Genomic DNA, 17368 nt, shown 5'->3' on the forward strand with positions numbered 1-17368 from the left:
AGGGGATGAAACAAGGGATGGACCAACAACAAAACAACCCATCCCAAACAAAAAAGAAGTCAGAACCCCACCGGACTAGGCGTACTCCCTTCCTTCCCATAATTCAGCCAAGCCTCAGCCAACTGAGCATGCAGTTCCTCATTGGAACTCGCCGCCATCCCCAGATTGCGCAGCATCCCGTCCTTCACGCCGTAAATCCAGCCATGAACGGTCAGCGGTTGCCCGCGATCCCACGCGTCCTGCACGATCGTCGTCAGGCACACGTTGTTGACTTGGTGAATCACGTTGAGCTCGCACAGCCGATCATGCTGATCCTGCTCACGGACCACTGTGCCGAGATACGTTTCGTGCTGCTCGGCCACGTCACGCACGTGGCGGATCCAGTTGTCAGCCAGCCCGAAGCGCTGCTTGGTCAGTGCAGCCTTCACGCCCGAGCAGCCGTAGTGGCCCACCACCGTGATGTGCCGGATCTTCAGCACTTCCACCGCAAACTGCAGCACCGACAGGCAGTTCAGATCCGAGTGCACCACCACGTTGGCGATGTTGCGATGGACGAACACTTCGCCCGGCGGCAGACCGATGATCTGGTTGGCAGGCACGCGCGAATCCGAGCAGCCGATCCACAGGTACTCGGGGTTCTGCTGGTTGGCCAGGTTGGAGAAGAAAGCCGGGTCTTCGGCGTTGACGCGCTCGACCCACTTCCGGTTGTTTTCGAAGAGTTCCTTGATGCGATGTGGCATGGTTTCCCGTCGTGTTGAGAGAGTTAAGCGGCGGCGCGCTGCTGCGTCGTGTTGTCTTGCGCGGCATTGTCGGGCGCGCTCGCCCCGTAGCGATTGACGAAGCGTTCCGCTGCGTCATACGCGTAGAAATCGTGCATCTGCCCGGAGAGCAGGCGCTCCTTGTACCCCTGCCACATGGAGGCTTCGAAGAAGTCTGCGTGGTGTTTGAGGAAGGCTTCGCGCACGCGCGGGTCGCCCAGCAGGAACGTGCGGTACGTCTCCGGAAAAATGTCGTGCGGCCCGACGCTGTACCAGACCTCGCCGGACATTTCTTCTTCTTCCGTACGCGGTTCGGGCACGGTGCGGATGTTGCAGTCGGTGAGGTATTCGATCTCGTCGTAGTCGTAGAAGACCACGCGGCCGTGGCGCGTCACGCCAAAGTTCTTGTACAGCATGTCGCCCGGGAAGATGTTCGCGGCGATGAGTTCCTTGATGGCGTTGCCGTATTCGATGATGCCGTGCTCGACCTGCGCATCGGTGCCTTCGTGCAGCCAGATGTTCAGCGGCGTCATGCGGCGCTCGATGTAGACGTGGCGGATGACGATCTCTTCGCCGCCGTCATCGCTGCGCTGGTATTCGACCATCGACGGCGCATGCTTCTCCAGCTCCTTGATGAGGTCGTCATCAAAGCGCGAGAGCGGGAACGCCACGTCGGAATACTCCAGCGTATCTGCCATGCGCCCCACGCGGTCGTGCGCTTCACAAGCTGGTACTTGCTCTTGATCTGCTCGCGCGTGGTTTCCTTGGGCGGCGGAAAGTAGTCCTTGATGACCTTGAACACGTACGGATACGACGGCAGCGTGAACACCAGCATCACGAGGCCCCGGATGCCCGGCGCGATGATGAACTTGTCGGACGAATGCTGCAGGTGATGCAGGAAGTCCCGATAGAAAAGGTTCTTGCCCTGCTTCTGCAGACCCAGCGAGGTGTAGATCTCGGCGCGCGGCTTGCGCGGCATCAGGTCACGCAGGAAGGTCACGTAGGCAGACGGAATCTCCATGTCCACCATGAAATACGAGTGCGTGAATGAGAACAGGATCAGCAGCTGCTCTTGCCGCAGCAGCACCGTGTCGAGCGACAGCTGGCCCGACGCATTGCGCAGGATCGGCACGGCCAGCGGGAACGTCTTGTCGCCGTTGATCACGCGCCCGATGATGTACGCCGCCTTGTTGCGGAAGAACAGCGACGACAGCACGTGGATCTGGAAATTCGGCGCGATGCGGAAATCGCCGAAGTGTTCGCCCACCGCGCGCACGACGTAGCCGATGTCGCGCTCCAGGTCTTCAAACGGCGCGTTGAGCTGGAAGTTGTGGACGATGCGCTCGAAGCAGGCGCCCAGGCCGTCGCGTGTGCCGGGGTAGTACGCGCGATACGTCGGCTTGGTGGGCGACTCTTCGTTCTCGATGTATTCCGTCGAGATGGCCGGGCGCACGAAGATGAAATCGTTGTTGAAGTACGAACGGTGCAGGATGCGCGTGCACACCGAGTTGAAGAAGGTCTCGGCCAGTTCCGGCTGGTGATGGTTGGTCAGCAGGCCGATGTAGTGCAGCTTGATCTGGCGCCAGATCTCGTCGTCGATGTTCTCGGCGTCGTATTCGTCTTCCAGGATGACGGAGGCTTCACGCACGCGCTCGTCGTAGTACGCAATGCGGTCGCGCTGCAGTTGCTGCAGGCCGGCCCAGTCCCCGGTCTCGAACGCAGTCTTGGCCTGTACGCTCACCTCGCGGAACAAGCGGTAGTGCTTGTCGAAGCCGTCGAGCATCGTGCGGGCGACGTCAAAAGCGATCTGCGACGACAGGAGCTTGGGGAAATGGGACATGGCGTGTACGCGGGGAGGGCAGGGAAGCGGCAAAACCAGCAAACCAGGCAGACCTAGATTGTAGGGTCTTCGGTGCTGTGTTCGTGTCCTGAAACCGTTGCGCCTCCTTATCCGTTTGGCTGATGGCCCCGTGCCGCCAGCCGGCCTGCTCCGCCCCGTTACATCGTCTCTGCGTACAGCTCCCGGCCGATCAGCATGCGGCGGATTTCCGACGTGCCGGCGCCGATTTCGTACAGCTTGGCGTCGCGCCACAGGCGGCCGACCGGGAATTCGTTGATGTAGCCGTTGCCGCCCAGGATCTGGATGGCTTCGCCGGCCATCCAGGTGGCTTTTTCGGCCGTGTAGAGGATCACGCCGGCGCAGTCCTTGCGCACTTGGCGCACGTGGTCGCGGCCCAGCGAGTCAAGATTCTTGCCGACCGCGTAGAGGTACGCACGGCACGCCTGCAGCGTGGTGTACATGTCGGCCATCTTGCCCTGGATGAGCTGGAATTCGCCGATGCTCTGGCCGAATTGCTTGCGGTCGTGGATGTACGGCGTGACGACGTCCATGCAGGCCTGCATGATGCCGATCGGGCCGCCGGAGAGCACCGCGCGCTCGTAATCCAGGCCGCTCATCAGCACCTTGGTGCCGCCGTTTTCCTGGCCGAGGATGTTTTCCACCGGCACTTCCACGTTCTCGAACACCAGCTCGCCCGTGTGCGAGCCGCGCATGCCGAGCTTGTCCAGCTTCTGCGCCACCGAGAAACCCTTCATGCCCTTCTCGACGATGAACGCCGTCATGCCGCGCGCGCCCAGTTCGGGCTCGGTCTTGGCATAGACGACCAGCACGTCGCAGTCGGGGCCATTGGTGATCCACATCTTGGTGCCGTTGAGCACGTAGCGGTCGCCTTTCAGCTCCGCGCGCAGCTTCATGCTGACGACGTCCGACCCGGCATTCGGCTCGCTCATGGCCAGCGCGCCCACCCATTCGCCGGAAACCAGCTTGGGCAGGTATTTGGCCTTCTGGGCCGCCGTGCCGTTGCGGTGGATCTGGTTCACGCACAGGTTCGAGTGCGCGCCATACGACAGGCCCACCGACGCCGATGCGCGGCTGATTTCTTCCATGGCGATCATGTGCGCCAGGTAGCCCATGTTGGCGCCGCCGTACTCCTCGGCCACCGTGATGCCCAGCACGCCCAGCTCGCCCATCTTGCGCCACGCATCCATCGGGAACTGGTCGGTGCGGTCGATTTCGCCGGCACGCGGTGCCAGCTCGCCCTGCGCCCAATCGCGCACGGCCGAACGCAGCATCTCGATGTCTTCGCCCAAGTCGAATTTCAGGCCGGGCAGATCAATCATGGTGGTCTCCTTGGGCGCGGTTCAAGCCGCGGTGTCTCGGGTAAGTGGTCTGGCGCTGTGCGGTGCGCGCCGCTTGTGGCAGGCGCACCGGTGCCGGGAGGGTGTTGCGAGGTGTTGCGTATTGTATTGACGTTTACGTAAACGTCAATGACTGGCGATTACGTAGATTTGCGGATCAGGCGGCCTTGCGTCGCTTGGGCGGCTTGCCCGCGCCGGCCTGCGCATCCTCCAGCAGCTGGCGACACTGCCGTTCGTGCTGGTCGATCTCGGCCAGTTGCGCGTTCAGGTCTTCCAGCTGCTGCGTGAGCACCGCACGGTGTTGCGCCAGCGAGGCCAGGAAGCGCTCCAGCTGCGGCACCGTATCGCGTGGCGATTCGTACAGATCGAGAATCTCCTTGATCTCGCCGAGCGACAGGCCGAGTCGCTTGCCGCGCAAGGTCAGCTTCAGGCGCGTGCGCTCGCCGGCTGAATACACCCGTCGACGTCCGCCCGGCCCTTGGCGGTCCGGAGCGAGCAGGCCCTGATCCTCATAGAAGCGGATGGCGCGCGGCGTGATGTCGAACTCGCGTGCAAGATCGGTGATGGTGAAGCTTGCGTCGGCAAGCGCGCCGGCATCGCCCGATTCAAGATCGGCGGCAAGCGCGGCGGCGGCAGACGGAGTGGAGGCAGACATACGGCGGGAGCGGAGTAACGACAGAGGTGTGATGACACATGCACGCCAGCCAGCGACATTAAGTTTTCGCTTAAGATGGATGACCGGCGGCGAATTGACGTTTACGTTAGCGTCAATGGCGCCAAACCGCAATCGCAGAGACCGCCCGAAGCCCTCAAAGGCGGCGACCGAGACCCCATCCACATGAACGCGCTCGAACACCAACTCGACTATCCCTTTGGCGACACGCTTCCCGAAGGCGGCACGCGGTTTGAAGTCGCCCCCGGCGTCTACTGGCTGCGCATGCCGCTGCCGTTTGCGCTCGATCACATCAACCTCTGGCTGCTGCGCGATCGGCAGGACGGGCAGGACGGCTGGACGATCGTCGATTGCGGCATCAACCACGAAGCAATTCGCGGGTATTGGGAAACGATCTTCGCGAAGCACCTCGATGGCCTGCCGGTGCTGCGCGTGCTGGTCACGCACTGCCATCCGGATCATGTCGGCCTGTCGAACTGGCTGTGCGAAGGCGGCGACGAAAAACGCTGGAACGTGCGTCTGTGGATGAGCCTGGGCGACTACGCCTTCGCCCGCATGCTGGTGGGCGGCACCGGCGCGTCGAACGCCGGCGGCGAATTCGCCGCGCGCCATTTCGAGCGCCACGGCTTGACGGACCCGGCCTCCATCGAAGGCATCCGCAACCGCAAGGATTACTACAGCACGCTCGTGCCGGGCGTGCCCAGCCAGTACCGCCGCCTGATGGACGGCAACGTCGTCGCCATCGGCCAGCACAAGTGGCGTGTCATTACCGGCTTTGGCCATGCGCCCGAGCACGTCGCGCTCTACAGCGAAGACGCCAACGTGCTGATTTCCGGCGACATGGTCCTGCCCCGCATTTCCACCAACGTGAGCGTGTTCGATCTGGAGCCTGAAGCCGATTCGCTCACGCTGTATCTGGATTCGCTCGGCAAGTACGAGCCGCTGCCCAAGGACGTGCTGATTCTGCCGTCGCACGGGCGGCCCTTCCGCGGGCTGCATACGCGCATCCAGCAACTGCGGGACCACCATGCGGATCGCCTGGCCGAAACGTTGGCTGCATGCAAGGCCGCCCCGCAATCGGCCCGCGACATCGTCAACGTCATCTTCAAGCGCCAGTTTGACGTGCACCAGATGACCTTTGCGATGGGCGAGGCGCTCGCCCACCTGCACGCGCTGTGGCATCGCGGTGAACTGGTGCGCGAAACCGGCGCTGACGGTATCGTTCGATTCCACGCAGCAACGTAAGCTGCACAACTGCCGCCATTCACCGGAGCCGACCATGGCTGACCAGCATGACGTTCTCGACGACAGCGCCGTCGTCCTACCGTTTCCCGCGCAAACGCCGACTGCGCCGTATTACGCCGTGATCTTCGCCTCCACCCGCACCGACGGCGACAACGGCTACGGCGCCATGGCCGACCGCATGGTGGAACTGGCCCGCAGCATGCCGGGCTTTCTCGGCATCGAATCCGTGCGCGATGAGCTGGCCGGCGACCAGGGGCGGCCGGGCATCACCGTCTCGTATTGGTCGTCGCTGGAGGCCATTCGCGAGTGGAAGAACCAGAGCGACCACCTTGCCGCGCAGAAGCTAGGGCGCGAGCAGTGGTATGCGTCGTACCACCTGCGCATTGCCAAGGTGGAGTACGACTATGGATTTGTGCGATAACGCATCGCTCCGACCGACAAAAAACCCGCCAATTGGCGGGTTCTTTTTTGTGCGCACCGCTGGAAGATCTAACGCAGCGTCTTCGCAAATTGCCCCAGGTACCGCACGCCGTCGATCGCGCGGCTCCCGTACCACGACACCATCTCGCCATCGACGAGATAGACGGGCTTGCCGATCTGCTTTTCCAGCGCGTCGACATGCTCGTCGGTAAAGCTGTAAGGCTCGGTGGAGAGCAGCACGCAGTCGATGTTGCGCACGACATCATCGCTCCAGCGGAACGTCGGGTAGCGCGTGTCGGCCCGGTTGGGGCGGGCGCAATCGCCGCTCTTGTCGGTGCCGCATTGCACGGGCGTCGGATCGTCGGGCCAGGTGTGGCAGTTGACGAGCTTGAGCATGCGGGAGATGTACGTGTCGCGCGACACCGTCATCCACGGGTCTTGCCAGATGGCGTACAGCACGCGATGCGGCAGGAAGTGGCGGCCGCGCAGCGCCTCCAGCTCCTGCGTCAGCGCATCCGACAACTTTTGCGCCTGCGCTTCGCGGCGAAAGATGCCGCCCAGCAGCTGGTACAGCGCGAGATTGTCTTCCGGGGAGCAAGGATGCGTGACGATGATGTGCGGGATGAACTCGCGCAGCTTGTCGACGGTCGGGCGCGTGTTCTCGTCAATGTTGACGATCACGTGCGTGGGGGCCAGCTCGCGGAGCTTGTCGAGTTTGACGGTCTTGGTGCCGCCTACCTTCGGCACGTTGCGCACCGCTTCGCGCGGGTGGATGCAGAAGCCGGTGCGGGCGACGAGCTGATCGCCCAGGTCGAGCGAGAACAGCAGATCGGTAATCGAAGGCACCAGGCTGGCAATGCGCGGTGCGGTGTCGACGGGGGCGTGGGCAAGCCCAGCCGCATCGGTGTAAGTCATGACGAAATCTCGGGGTTGCGGGGTTTGCGCCCGGCGCGCGCAAACGCAAAGTCATAGAGCCCGCGCGGCAGCACGTGCAGCAGCTTGGCAACGACGCCCATTTGCCATGGCAGCACCGTGAAGCGCACGCCGCGATGGATCGCATTCACGGCTTTTTGCGCGAAGCGGTCCACCGGCATCAGGAAAGGCATCGGATACGGGTTGTGTTCCGTCATCGGCGTGCGGATGTAGCCGGGCGCGATTGTCACGACGCGCAAGCCCAACGGGCTGAACTCCACGCGCAGGCTCTCCATCAGTTTGATGACCGCCGATTTGGACGCGCTGTAGGCCGCCGCACCGGGCAAGCCGCGCACGCCCGCCACGCTGGCAATGCCGACCAGCGTGCCGCCGGGCCGCCCCGGCTTCGCACGTGCCAGCATCGGCGTGACGAACGGCTGGAACGTGTTGAGCACGCCCATCCAGTTGGTGTCCATTACGGCTGCAAAGGCTTTCAGGTCGCCCGGTTCGCGCAAGTCCGTGCCGACCGAGATGCCGGCGTTGGCGATCACCACGTCGGGCACGCCGACCTTGGCGATGAATGCGCTGGCCACGTCGCGCATCGATTCGGCGCTGCGCACGTCGGCGGCGTAGCAATGGCAGCGGCTCTGGATGCCGGCCGGCAGCGTCTGCACAAACTCATGGAGCACGTCGACACGCCGCGCGACCAGCCCGATCGTGGCGCCCTGCGCTGCGTATTGACGTGCCAATGCCTGGCCGATGCCGCTGGAAGCGCCGGTGATGAAGACGGTCTCGCTCATGTCGATGTCCTGTTGGTGCGAAGAAGGCCGAGGCACAAAAAACGCCCGCACAGGGGCGGGCGTCGATGGCGGTGTCACGCCCGGGCGGATGCCCGGAAACGCGGCAACCGGTCACATCTTGCGGTTGCGCACCTGGTCGACGAGGTAGTCGAGCGTCTGCGCGGCGCCCACGTTGCTGCCGGCATCGGCCGGCGACGTGGTGTACTTGCCCTGCACCACGACGGTCGGCACGCCTTCGATCTTGTACTGATCGGCCAGTTGCGCGGCGCGTTTCGTATTGGCATTCACACTGAACGAGTTGTAGGTGTCGCGGAACTGCTTTTCGTCGACGCCGTTGGCGGCCATGAACTTCGCAATGTCATCCAGTTCGGACATCGAGCGGTAGTTCTTGTGCAGTTGGTCGAACACGCGGTCATGCAGCGTCTTGCCGCTGGCGTCCTTGGCGTCGAGCTTGCCGAGCGCTTCCAGCGTGTAATAGATGCGCGTATGCGGTTCCAGCTTGGCATTGAAGGCCACCGGCACGCGCTTGATCACCACGTCCTTGCCTTGCTTGGCGACCCACGCCGTCCAGGTGTTTTCAAAGTCGTAGCAGTGCGGGCAGCCGTACCAGAAGAACTCGGTCACTTCGATCTTGCCTGCGGGCACGGGCTGCGGCGTTTGCAGCACTTTGTATTCCTTGCCGGCGGTGGGCGCGGCGTTGGCCGGCGCGGTCATCAGGAAGCCGGCGCCGGTGGCGAGGGCGATCAGGAAAGCAGCGAGTTTTTTCATGGTGAATGGACGACGAATTAGACGACGAACTGGACGAAGCGACGGAAAAACCAGCGAAATCCAGCGCAGAACCGACAGACGCCGCTGTCAGCGTCACTGAGACTCAGGTTTCTGACCGATCACAGCCCGCCGGGTTCACAGCGGGCTGCACGACTTGACGTTACTGGCGAGCGAAGCGAATGACCGACGATTCCACGCCCGTCGACTGCAGGCGGCCGCGCACGGCGGTCATCTCATCCAGCGAATTGAACGGCCCCAGGCGCACGCGATACATCGTGGTGCCGTTCACCTCGCGCTGCGTCACCTTGGCTTCAAAGCCTTGCATGGCCAGATTGCCCTTCTGGCGCTCGGCATCTTCGGACGATTTGTAAGCGCCCACTTGCAGGAAGTAGCCCGTCTTGGCGGCATCCTGGCGGGCAATCTCGGCAATCGGGTCCGTCACGGGTTTTTCGTTGGAGGCGGTGACCGGCGGCTTGGGCGGCTTGGCGGCGGGCGCGCTTGCCGCCTGCGAGGCCGAGCCCGGCTGGGCCGGATGGATGGTGATGCCCGGCGGCGGATTGTTCTGATCCGGCGCCTGATCGACCGGCTTGGCCGGCACGCGGCTCCACAACGGCGCGTTCGGGTCGGCTGCCTGCGGCGCGCTGGCTTGCGGCGCGGGCTGAACCGGCGTCGGCAGCGTGTTGACCACGTTGCCTGCTTCGCTCGGCTTGGGCTGCGCGCCGCCACGCGACACGAAGGGTACCGGCGCCTTGGTGATGTACACCGCCACCACCACGGCGATCGCCAAACCGACGATCAAGCCCAGCACCAGACCCAGAAACGTGCCGCCCCGTTGCGAGCGGGCACGGGAAGATTGCGTATTGCGTGCCATGTCGATCCTTCTAGAAGCGCCCGATTATAAGAGCGCCGTGTGATGCCAAATCGTGCGCGTTTACATCTTTTGCGGCGCCGACACGCCGATCACCGCCAGCCCGTTGCGCAGCACCTGACGCGTGGCAGCCAGCAGCGCCAGGCGGGCACGCTTGACGGCCTCGTCGTCGACCAGCACGCGATCGGCGTTGTAGAACGCGTGGAAATCGCCTGCCAGGTCGCGCAGGTAGAAGGCGACGGCGTGCGGGGCCAGCTCGCGTGCGGCGTCGGCCAGCATGTCGGGGAAGGCGGCGAGGCGCTGCACCAGGGCCGTCGCCTGCGGGCTGACGTCCGGGCCTGTCACCGCGGCCAGATCAGCGGTGGTGAGCGAGGCGGCGTCAACGCCGGCGCGCTCGAACACCGAGCAGATGCGCGCGTGGGCGTACTGCACGTAGTACACCGGGTTTTCGTCGCTTTGCTTGAGCGCCAGATCGACGTCGAAGACGAATTCGGTATCGGCCTTGCGCGACAGCAGGAAGAAGCGCACGGCGTCGCGGCCACGCGTGAAGCGCGCCGGCCAGTTCGGCTCGCCGGCTTCCACGCAGGCGCGGATGGTGTCGACGCCGGCTTCGCTGTCGGCGTCGCCGTTGGACCATTCGATCAGGTCGCGCACGGTCACGTACGAGCCGGCGCGCTTGGAGATCTTCACCTCGGCGCCGTCCTTCATCACCGTGACCATCTTGTGCAGGACGTAATCGGGGTAGCCCTTCGGGATGCCGATGTTCAGGCCCTGCAGGCCGGCGCGCACGCGGGCGATGGTGCCGTGGTGGTCGCTGCCCTGCACGTTGATGACCTGCGTGAAGCCGCGTCCCCACTTGGTCGTGTGGTACGCCACGTCGGGCACGAAGTAGGTGTAGGCGCCGTCGGACTTGCGCATGACGCGGTCCTTGTCGTCGCCGTCGTCGGTCGTGCGCAGCCACAGCGCACCGTCCTGCTCGTACGTCTTGCCGGCCGCAATGAGCGCGTCCACCGTCTGCTGCACCTTGCCTTCGGTGTAGAGCGACGATTCCAGGTAGTAACGGTCGAACTTCACGCCAAAGGCTTGCAGGTCGATGTCCTGCTCGTTACGCAGATACGTCACCGCAAAGCGGCGGATGGCCTCGAGGTTCTCGACATCGCGCTCGCCCGTCACGGGTTCGCCATCGGAGGCGCGTACGGTCTTGCCCGCGAGGTAATCGGCGGCGATGTCGGCAATGTAATCACCGTTGTAGGCGGCTTCGGGCCAGTTGGCGTCGCCCGGCTTGTAGCCGCGCGCGCGGGCCTGGACGGAGACGGCCAGATTGTGGATCTGGACGCCGGCGTCGTTGTAATAGAACTCGCGATGGACCTTGTGGCCCTGCCAGTCGAGCAGGCTTGCCAGCGCATCGCCCAGCGCGGCCTGGCGGCCGTGGCCCACGTGCAGCGGACCGGTCGGATTGGCCGAGACGAACTCCACCAGCACCGGCGCGCCGTCATGCGTGTTGGCGGCGCCGTAGCGATCGCCTTCTGCAAACACGGCGGCGATCACGTCGGCGCGCGCGGCGGCAGACAGGCGTAGGTTGATGAAGCCGGGGCCGGCGATTTCCACCGCGGCCACGAGGCGCTGGCCGCGAGCATCGGCGCGGATGGCATCGGCGATCTTGCCGGCCAGCTCGCGCGGGTTGGTGCCCAGCGGCTTGGCGAGCTGCAGCGCGACGTTGCAGGCGATGTCGCCGTGCGCGGCCTGCTTGGGGCGCTCCAGGACGATCTCCGGTCGGGCTTGGCCCTCGGGCAGCAGGGAGCCGACGGCGTCGGACAACAATTGGGCGATCGTCTGTTTGTGGGAGGGCAGCATAAAGAAACCATGACGCCGGCAGTGCTGAAATGGATTGAAATCCAGTCCTGGCGCCGCCAGTTGCGTTGTTCGGGGAAAAGTACGAAATTTTATCAGGTGAGCCACGGTCTCAGAGGTATCCGCCCCCAGTCATGGCAATCCGCGGCCCCAACCCAACCAAGGGAAATAAGAAATCATGATCACCTTTACTTCGCACGCTTCGCAAAAATTCTCGATGCAGAAGGATCTCGCCATGGTGCTGCTGGGCGTGATCGGCAAGACGCTGGGCGAGCGTGGTGTCATCACGCCCGAAGAAATGCCCCACGCCATCGACCGCCTGAAGCGCGCCATCAAGGACGACACCCACCAGGCACATATCAAAGTGGCAGAGCTGTCGGCCTCCGAGCTGGACGAAAACGGCGAAGAAGAGCCGCCGCACCTTGGTCAGCGGGCCTATCCGCTGCTGCACATGCTGGAAGAATCGCTGGTCGAGCAGTCCAACGTGCTCTGGGGCGTCTGACCTCCGGACGCCGGCCAAAAAAAATGCCCGGCCGCCAAACGGGGCGGTCCGGGCATCCGGCCACAGCGGGCCGGGAGCGGGGGAGGGGGCTGGCGCGTTGGCCGGTATCTCGTCTTACTGCATTCGCGTTATTGGTCGTGGAGCATGTCGGACAGCTCGTCCGCGTGCTCTTCCTCCACGGCCAGAATCTGTTCCAGCACGCGCCGCGTGGTGGGGTCTCGGTCCCCGATGTAGCGGATCATCTCCAGGTAGCTGTCGATCGCGATCCGCTCGGCCACCAGGTTTTCCTTGATCATGTCGACCAGGCCGTCGGCTTCCACGTATTCGGAATGGCTGCGCGTCGACAGGCCCTCCGGGTTGAAGTTGGGCTCGCCGCCCAGTTGCACGATGCGCGTGGCAATGCTGTCGGCGTGCGCCTGTTCCTCGTTGGCGTGCACCAAAAATTCTGCGGCGATCGGCTCTGCGTTGATGCCTTTGGCCATGAAGTGGTGGCGCCTGTAGCGCAGCACGCAGATCAGCTCCGTGGCCAGCGCCTCGTTCAGCAGCCGCAGCACGGTCTCCCGGTCGGCTTTGTAGTCTTCGGTCACCGCACCTTCTTCGATGTGCTTGCGGGCACGTTCGCGCAACGTTTTGATGTCGGTGAGGAAGCTGCTTTCCGAGGGTGCGGCGACGTTGGTCCGGCTCATATGAATGCTCCTGCGGGGTGATTGGCGTGGACGTGAAAGGGCTTATTCGCTGGCGTCGCGTCGGCTGCTGCCGCCTGCCAGTGCTACTACCAGCCCGATCGCCGCGCCGATCGCCACCGCAACCCCCACTGACTTGAACGGTGCGCCGGTGATGGTTTCTTCGGTGCGATCGAGTGCCCAGTCCATGCGTTCGCGGGCTTGATGGGCACGGTCGTTGGCGGCCCGGCGCAGTTGCTCCGCGCGAGCGTGCAGCGTGCGGCTTGCGCGGTTGGCTTCGGTGCTGCCTTCGTCGGTCAGTGTGTGGATGGCGTTTTCGAGCGAGCGCAGCAAGCTCTGCACGTCTTCCACGGCGGGGCGAGCAGCGTAGCGGGCGTGGTCGACGGCGTCGCTGGCGCTGTTCATGGCGCGGTGCGCGCGATCATTGACGTCGTCAATTCGGCTTCGGACGCGGTGGCTGGCAAAGAGTGACATGGTGAAGCTCCTCATCGTGGCGCCGCGGGAAAACACGCCGGCGGCGCGGTTGGTTCGCGTGCGATTTCGGCTCGTGCGAAAGCGGGCCGCATGCAAAACCACTTAGCAAGACACGGGCCGCGCTTTCGCGCGAAGGGTCCGCGCTAATCGACGGCCTTGAAGACCGTGACGCCCAGTACCAGAAACAGCACGAACAGCACCACGAAGATGAAGAACAGGACCTTGGCGATACTCGCCGCGCCTGCGGCAATGCCGGTAAAGCCCAGCACGCCGGCCACCAGGGAAATGATGGCGAAGATGAGTGCCCATTTCAGCATGTTGTCGTCTCCGGTTCGGATGGATCGGAATGCAGGGGACGGCGCATGGGGTGAGGCCGACGCCCTGTCGCGTACTCCCACGCACATCGCGTGCCTGGCCCGGGTGCGCCCCAAGTGTCGCGCGGGGCGCCCACGCGGTATCATCCGAATTGCCAAAAAAACACAAACGCAACGCGCGCCGCGTCGGGCGGTTTGACGCGTTTCCTATGGGTCTGCACGCCATGCGGTCATCCTTGCGCTCCACTCTGCTGCTCGCCGGCGGCATTCTGCTGACGCTCGGGGTGCTGATTGCCTCGGAGACGGGCAACATCCGCCTGAGCCAGGGCTATCGGCAGGTGATTCAGTCGCAGCAGGCTGAAACCGCCATCAACGAGCTGCTTGCCGAGCTGGTGAACGCCGAGGCCGGCCAGCGCGGTTTCCTGCTCACGGGCAAGGACGAATACCTCGATCCGTACAACAAGGCCATCCCGCACATCCACGCGTTGATGGCAGAAATTCGCGATCACTACGCCAACGATCCGGACGCGCTCAAGCTGTTCTCTGAGACGGCGCTGCAGGTCAGCCGCAAGCTCACCGAGATGGAGCTCACGCTGATCTACGGCAAGCGTGACCTGGAAGTGGCGCTCGACCTTGTGCGCACCGATTTCGGCAAGGCGTCGATGGAAGCGGTGCGGCAGGGGCTGGATCGCCTGCGTCAGCGTGAGATCGCCACCGTGGCCCGCAGCCTGGAACACGCCGAGCGCGATCTGGCGCTGTCGCGCTACGGCATTGCGCTGATCACGGCGGTGAACATCATCTTGCTGGTGGTGCTGGGCATGCAGCACGCCAAGCGCCTCGCCCTGACCGAGCGCGAGCGCGACATGGCCGAAGAGGAAAGCCAGAAACTCGATCGCATGGTGCGCGAGCGCACGCGGCAGTTGTCCGACTTGGCCGCCCACTTGCAGCGCGTGACTGAAGACGAGAAGACGCGCCTTGCGCGCGAGCTGCATGACGAGTTGGGCGCCATCCTTACCGCCACCAAGATGGATCTGCATTGGCTGCGCTCACGCATTCACGCCAGCGAGCCCGCGGTGAGCGAAAAGATCACACGCGTGATGGCCCACGTGGATCAGGGCATCCAGATCAAGCGCCGCCTGATCGAAGACCTGCGCCCGACGATTCTGCTGAACCTCGGCTTGGTGGAGGCGCTCTCCCAATTGACCGAGGACGTCGGCACGCGCAACGGCTGGCATACGGAAGTGAGCCTGCCCGACGACATGCCCAAGCTGACCGACGATGCGGCCATTGCGCTGTATCGCATCGTGCAGGAATCGCTGACCAACGCATCGAAATACGCGCATGCGACGACCGTATCGGTGGCGCTCGACGTAGATGACGAGGGCGTGCGCTTGCGTGTGCGCGACAACGGACGAGGCTTCCCTGCCGACATCGAGCGGCGCCGCATGGTTGGCCATCACGGCCTGTTGGGGATGGAGCAGCGGGCCATTGCGCTGGGCGGCACGCTCGTCATCGACTCCATGCCCGGCGGGGGCGTGACGATCATCGTCGAGCTGCCGCCCAGCGATGCCGTGTTCGACCGCGCTGCCGCCAACGAACCATCGGGCATGCAGGCGCTGACCGGCGGCATCGCGCCCGCCCCGGGCCACGGGGGCGCGACGGTGTAAGCCGCCGGGCGTGATGGCATCACCCAAACAAAAAAGCCCCGCGATGGGGCTTTTTGTTTAGGCGATGTGGCCGGTGGAGGCGTTACATCTTCTGCTTGGCGTTGTCGGCGGAATTTTCCAGCTTCTGACCGCCGGTCTGGATGTCCTTGCCGGCGCCGGCCATGGTGTTGCAGCCGGCCAGGAACATACACGTCAGTGCAAGTGCGGCACACAAGGTCTTCATCGAACGCTCCTTGGGGTGAGAAATGGCGTTGAGCGCGCGGCGCGACGGCAGATGCAGCGCGCGAAGAATCTCAGGGGTGGAAATGCTGCGCGGGCTGCTGGCGGGGGCGGCCGACGCCTGCGCGCTCTTCGATCACCTCGAACACCTTGTCGAGCTCGAGCGATTTGTCGAAGAAGTAGTTGGCACCGGCTTCAAAGCAGCGCTGCCGGTAAGTCGGCACTTGCGCGTGATTGGTGTAGACGATACGCACGCTGGGCGACGCTTGATCGCGCAACGTTTGGAGGACCTTGAAGCCGTTGCCCTGCCGCAATTGCAGGTCGACGATCACGACGTCGTAGTTGCCCTGCCCGAGTAGGCCGAGCGCCAGATCTTCGGTGTCTGCCCATTCGACCGTCGCCACGAAGGCGGAAGCCTTGAGGTATTCCAGCACCATGCCGCGAAGCACGGGGGAGTCCTCGATCAGGAGGACACGCAGGCCACGGGCGGAGAGGGTGACGGCTTGATCCAGCATGGGTTGATGTTAGCCAGCGCGTTGCCGAGGTGGTATCAGGCGTTGTCCTACATGCCAGTTGGGTTTGCGGCGCGCCGAGGGGTTTTGGCGCTCCACCGGCGGCTACTCGACCAGGCCGTTCTTGATGGCGTAATACGTCAGATCGGCATTGGATTTCATGCCCATCTTTTCCAGAATCCGCGTGCGGTACGTGCTGACCGTCTTGACGCTCAGGAACAATTCTTCCGCGATGATCGATACCGATTGTCCGCGTGCCAGCTTGCAGAAGATCTGGAATTCACGCTTCGACAGGGTCTGGTGCAGCGGCTGATCGGTCGGCTTTTCCAGGCCGCCAATCAGCAGCTCAGCCACGGTCGGGCTGACATAGCGACGGCCTTGCGACACGGTGCGAATGGCCTTGACCAGCTCGTCCGGCGCACTTTCCTTGGTCAGGTAGCCCGATGCGCCTGCGCGGATCAGGTTGATGGCGTACTGGTCTTCCGGGAAGGTCGACAGGATCAGCACCGGCAGATCGGGATGGCGCTGGCGGGCCAGCTTGAGCGTGTCGATGCCGTTGCGATCGGGCATGGAAATGTCGAGCACCACGACGTCGAAGGCGCCGGTGCGGAGTTGCTCCATCACCTCTTCCCCGCTGGCCGCTTCCCCCGCGACTTCGATGTCCCGCTCTTCGGACAGGAACTGCCGAAGGCCGGCACGGACGATCTCGTGGTCGTCCGCAATCAGGACGCGAATCATGCTGCTCCTTATGAGCGCGCTGGGCGGTCTATCCGACGCCGCGCGCTGCGCTTGTTGGTTCGATACGACAGCAATTGTATCGGACTGTTGCGCCAAACCGGGGCTCCTCGTGCCAGCGTGTTCAGGGGAAGTTGTCTGCGTTTCCATAAGAGACCTCGGGAATGTGCATGAATCGCAACATGTCGATGCCTCCCAATGAGCAATCGGCGTGCCTGGGCGCGTGCGGCCAAAGAAAATGGGGCGGAAGAGTTCCGCCCCAGAGGGTAGCCAGGATTGCCGGACGGGGCCGGCAGTTCTGCGCAGTGACGTGTTACTTCGTCTGGGTAGTCGCGGCGGCGTTTGCGCCGGCGTCGGCGCTCAGGCCCGCGCCCGTATCAGCCTGGGCAGCCTTGCCCGACTTCTCTGCGGACTTTTCCGTCTTGCTGACCGACTTGCCGACCTTGTCTGCGGTCTTGTCGACGCCGGCTTGCGTCTTGGCCTTGCGCTCGTGCGCCGCCTTGGCGCCGTGCTCGGCCTTGGTGTTCAGTTGGCTCTTGGCGGGCTCGGTGTCCAGTTTGGCGCCGCCGTCCGACTTCGCATCGGCCTTCAGGCCTGCGCCGGCATTGCCTTGCGCTGGGGCCACGGCAGCCGTGCCGTTGGTTTGCAGCGATGCGCCGGCCGACGGGGTTTGCGCGTTGGCGTAAGCCGAAGCAGCAGCGATGGCGATGGCGGACAGGGAGATCAGCAGCTTGTTCATGGAAGAGACTCCTTTCGTTCTGAACGGCCA

The 17368-nt window shown here is 63.9% G+C and carries 19 protein-coding genes and 1 pseudogene; 4 read left to right on the forward strand and 16 right to left on the reverse strand.

Annotated elements, in window-relative coordinates:
- Positions 1–59: 59 nt before the first annotated feature.
- The 4 genes and pseudogenes from can to FUT88_RS04270 form a co-directional block, all read right to left on the reverse strand.
- Positions 60–740, reverse strand: coding sequence for a carbonate dehydratase (gene can / locus FUT88_RS04255; RefSeq protein ID WP_147213962.1), 681 nt, complete (start codon positions 738–740; stop codon positions 60–62).
- A gap of 23 nt (positions 741–763) precedes the next feature.
- Positions 764–2598 (reverse strand): annotated as a pseudogene (gene aceK, locus FUT88_RS04260) (bifunctional isocitrate dehydrogenase kinase/phosphatase).
- A 158-nt stretch (positions 2599–2756) separates the two neighbouring features.
- Positions 2757–3938: an isovaleryl-CoA dehydrogenase gene (locus FUT88_RS04265; protein ID WP_147213963.1), complete on the reverse strand. Its 1182-nt coding sequence runs from the start codon at positions 3936–3938 to the stop codon at positions 2757–2759.
- Positions 3939–4113: 175 nt separating this feature from the next.
- A complete protein-coding gene (locus tag FUT88_RS04270) occupies positions 4114–4611 on the reverse strand; it encodes a MerR family transcriptional regulator (protein ID WP_147213964.1) in 498 nt (165 codons plus the stop codon).
- A gap of 183 nt (positions 4612–4794) precedes the next feature.
- On the opposite strand from FUT88_RS04270, the gene FUT88_RS04275 reads away from it, so the two are divergent.
- Positions 4795–5874: an MBL fold metallo-hydrolase gene (locus FUT88_RS04275; protein WP_147213965.1), complete on the forward strand. Its 1080-nt coding sequence runs from the start codon at positions 4795–4797 to the stop codon at positions 5872–5874.
- Between the two features lie 34 nt (positions 5875–5908).
- The gene (locus FUT88_RS04280) at positions 5909–6295 is read left to right on the forward strand and encodes an antibiotic biosynthesis monooxygenase family protein (protein ID WP_147213966.1); all 387 of its coding nucleotides are present in this window, start codon (positions 5909–5911) and stop codon (positions 6293–6295) included.
- A 68-nt stretch (positions 6296–6363) separates the two neighbouring features.
- On the opposite strand, the gene FUT88_RS04285 is transcribed toward FUT88_RS04280, so the two are convergent.
- From FUT88_RS04285 to argS, 5 genes are all read right to left on the reverse strand, one after another.
- Positions 6364–7209 (reverse strand): helical backbone metal receptor, encoded by an 846-nt coding sequence (locus tag FUT88_RS04285; RefSeq protein ID WP_147213967.1) that lies wholly within the window; start codon positions 7207–7209, stop codon positions 6364–6366.
- Entirely contained in the window at positions 7206–8006 is an 801-nt protein-coding gene (locus FUT88_RS04290) for an SDR family oxidoreductase (RefSeq protein WP_147213968.1), read from the reverse strand. Before FUT88_RS04290 ends, FUT88_RS04285 begins: the two co-directional genes overlap by 4 nt.
- 111 nt (positions 8007–8117) lie before the next feature.
- The gene (locus FUT88_RS04295) at positions 8118–8774 is read right to left on the reverse strand and encodes a thiol:disulfide interchange protein DsbA/DsbL (RefSeq protein ID WP_004633713.1); all 657 of its coding nucleotides are present in this window, start codon (positions 8772–8774) and stop codon (positions 8118–8120) included.
- A 160-nt stretch (positions 8775–8934) separates the two neighbouring features.
- Positions 8935–9645 carry an SPOR domain-containing protein gene (locus tag FUT88_RS04300; protein ID WP_147213969.1) on the reverse strand — a complete coding sequence of 237 codons (711 nt, stop codon included), beginning with the start codon at positions 9643–9645 and terminating at the stop codon, positions 8935–8937.
- A gap of 60 nt (positions 9646–9705) precedes the next feature.
- On the reverse strand, positions 9706–11496 hold the full coding sequence (gene argS, locus FUT88_RS04305) for an arginine--tRNA ligase (RefSeq protein ID WP_147213970.1): 1791 nt from the start codon (positions 11494–11496) through the stop codon (positions 9706–9708).
- 175 nt (positions 11497–11671) lie between these two features.
- Here argS and FUT88_RS04310 point away from each other — a divergent pair, with 175 nt between their 5' ends.
- On the forward strand, positions 11672–11995 hold the full coding sequence (locus tag FUT88_RS04310) for a DUF1840 domain-containing protein (protein ID WP_147213971.1): 324 nt from the start codon (positions 11672–11674) through the stop codon (positions 11993–11995).
- A 128-nt stretch (positions 11996–12123) separates the two neighbouring features.
- On the opposite strand, the gene FUT88_RS04315 is transcribed toward FUT88_RS04310, so the two are convergent.
- The 3 genes from FUT88_RS04315 to FUT88_RS04325 all read right to left on the reverse strand — a co-directional run bounded on the left by FUT88_RS04315 (position 12124) and on the right by FUT88_RS04325 (position 13469).
- Positions 12124–12681 carry a bacterioferritin gene (locus FUT88_RS04315; RefSeq protein WP_004633723.1) on the reverse strand — a complete coding sequence of 186 codons (558 nt, stop codon included), beginning with the start codon at positions 12679–12681 and terminating at the stop codon, positions 12124–12126.
- Positions 12682–12723: 42 nt separating this feature from the next.
- Positions 12724–13152 (reverse strand): YqjD family protein, encoded by a 429-nt coding sequence (locus tag FUT88_RS04320; protein ID WP_147213972.1) that lies wholly within the window; start codon positions 13150–13152, stop codon positions 12724–12726.
- A 143-nt stretch (positions 13153–13295) separates the two neighbouring features.
- Complete coding sequence (locus tag FUT88_RS04325) at positions 13296–13469, reverse strand: DUF1328 family protein (RefSeq protein WP_004633727.1); 174 nt, start codon at positions 13467–13469, stop codon at positions 13296–13298.
- Positions 13470–13690: 221 nt separating this feature from the next.
- Here FUT88_RS04325 and FUT88_RS04330 point away from each other — a divergent pair, with 221 nt between their 5' ends.
- Complete coding sequence (locus FUT88_RS04330; RefSeq protein WP_147213973.1) at positions 13691–15133, forward strand: CHASE3 domain-containing protein; 1443 nt, start codon at positions 13691–13693, stop codon at positions 15131–15133.
- 82 nt (positions 15134–15215) lie between these two features.
- On the opposite strand, the gene FUT88_RS04335 is transcribed toward FUT88_RS04330, so the two are convergent.
- From FUT88_RS04335 to FUT88_RS04350, 4 genes are all read right to left on the reverse strand, one after another.
- Positions 15216–15356 (reverse strand): entericidin A/B family lipoprotein, encoded by a 141-nt coding sequence (locus FUT88_RS04335; protein ID WP_147213974.1) that lies wholly within the window; start codon positions 15354–15356, stop codon positions 15216–15218.
- Positions 15357–15426: 70 nt separating this feature from the next.
- Positions 15427–15867, reverse strand: a complete 441-nt coding sequence (locus FUT88_RS04340) for a response regulator (RefSeq protein ID WP_147213975.1) — start codon at positions 15865–15867, stop codon at positions 15427–15429.
- Between the two features lie 102 nt (positions 15868–15969).
- The gene (locus FUT88_RS04345; protein ID WP_009277190.1) at positions 15970–16602 is read right to left on the reverse strand and encodes a response regulator transcription factor; all 633 of its coding nucleotides are present in this window, start codon (positions 16600–16602) and stop codon (positions 15970–15972) included.
- Positions 16603–16912: 310 nt separating this feature from the next.
- The gene (locus tag FUT88_RS04350) at positions 16913–17338 is read right to left on the reverse strand and encodes a hypothetical protein (RefSeq protein WP_147213976.1); all 426 of its coding nucleotides are present in this window, start codon (positions 17336–17338) and stop codon (positions 16913–16915) included.
- Between the last annotated feature and the right edge of the window lie 30 nt (positions 17339–17368).

The sequence above is a fragment of the Ralstonia sp. TCR112 genome (genome assembly GCF_007997035.1).
In the GTDB taxonomy this organism is placed as follows: Bacteria; Pseudomonadota; Gammaproteobacteria; order Burkholderiales; family Burkholderiaceae; genus Ralstonia; species Ralstonia edaphi.

Bases quoted from the DNA above. Each gene is read 5' to 3' on its own strand.
- can (WP_147213962.1), bottom strand. From the start codon at position 740: ATGCCACATCGCATCAAGGAACTCTTCGAAAACAACCGGAAGTGGGTC.
- FUT88_RS04265 (WP_147213963.1), bottom strand. From the start codon at position 3,938: ATGATTGATCTGCCCGGCCTGAAATTCGACTTGGGCGAAGACATCGAG.
- FUT88_RS04270 (WP_147213964.1), bottom strand. From the start codon at position 4,611: ATGTCTGCCTCCACTCCGTCTGCCGCCGCCGCGCTTGCCGCCGATCTT.
- FUT88_RS04275 (WP_147213965.1), top strand. From the start codon at position 4,795: ATGAACGCGCTCGAACACCAACTCGACTATCCCTTTGGCGACACGCTT.
- FUT88_RS04280 (WP_147213966.1), top strand. From the start codon at position 5,909: ATGGCTGACCAGCATGACGTTCTCGACGACAGCGCCGTCGTCCTACCG.
- FUT88_RS04285 (WP_147213967.1), bottom strand. From the start codon at position 7,209: ATGACTTACACCGATGCGGCTGGGCTTGCCCACGCCCCCGTCGACACC.
- FUT88_RS04290 (WP_147213968.1), bottom strand. From the start codon at position 8,006: ATGAGCGAGACCGTCTTCATCACCGGCGCTTCCAGCGGCATCGGCCAG.
- FUT88_RS04295 (WP_004633713.1), bottom strand. From the start codon at position 8,774: ATGAAAAAACTCGCTGCTTTCCTGATCGCCCTCGCCACCGGCGCCGGC.
- FUT88_RS04300 (WP_147213969.1), bottom strand. From the start codon at position 9,645: ATGGCACGCAATACGCAATCTTCCCGTGCCCGCTCGCAACGGGGCGGC.
- argS (WP_147213970.1), bottom strand. From the start codon at position 11,496: ATGCTGCCCTCCCACAAACAGACGATCGCCCAATTGTTGTCCGACGCC.
- FUT88_RS04310 (WP_147213971.1), top strand. From the start codon at position 11,672: ATGATCACCTTTACTTCGCACGCTTCGCAAAAATTCTCGATGCAGAAG.
- FUT88_RS04315 (WP_004633723.1), bottom strand. From the start codon at position 12,681: ATGAGCCGGACCAACGTCGCCGCACCCTCGGAAAGCAGCTTCCTCACC.
- FUT88_RS04320 (WP_147213972.1), bottom strand. From the start codon at position 13,152: ATGTCACTCTTTGCCAGCCACCGCGTCCGAAGCCGAATTGACGACGTC.
- FUT88_RS04325 (WP_004633727.1), bottom strand. From the start codon at position 13,469: ATGCTGAAATGGGCACTCATCTTCGCCATCATTTCCCTGGTGGCCGGC.
- FUT88_RS04330 (WP_147213973.1), top strand. From the start codon at position 13,691: ATGCGGTCATCCTTGCGCTCCACTCTGCTGCTCGCCGGCGGCATTCTG.
- FUT88_RS04335 (WP_147213974.1), bottom strand. From the start codon at position 15,356: ATGAAGACCTTGTGTGCCGCACTTGCACTGACGTGTATGTTCCTGGCC.
- FUT88_RS04340 (WP_147213975.1), bottom strand. From the start codon at position 15,867: ATGCTGGATCAAGCCGTCACCCTCTCCGCCCGTGGCCTGCGTGTCCTC.
- FUT88_RS04345 (WP_009277190.1), bottom strand. From the start codon at position 16,602: ATGATTCGCGTCCTGATTGCGGACGACCACGAGATCGTCCGTGCCGGC.
- FUT88_RS04350 (WP_147213976.1), bottom strand. From the start codon at position 17,338: ATGAACAAGCTGCTGATCTCCCTGTCCGCCATCGCCATCGCTGCTGCT.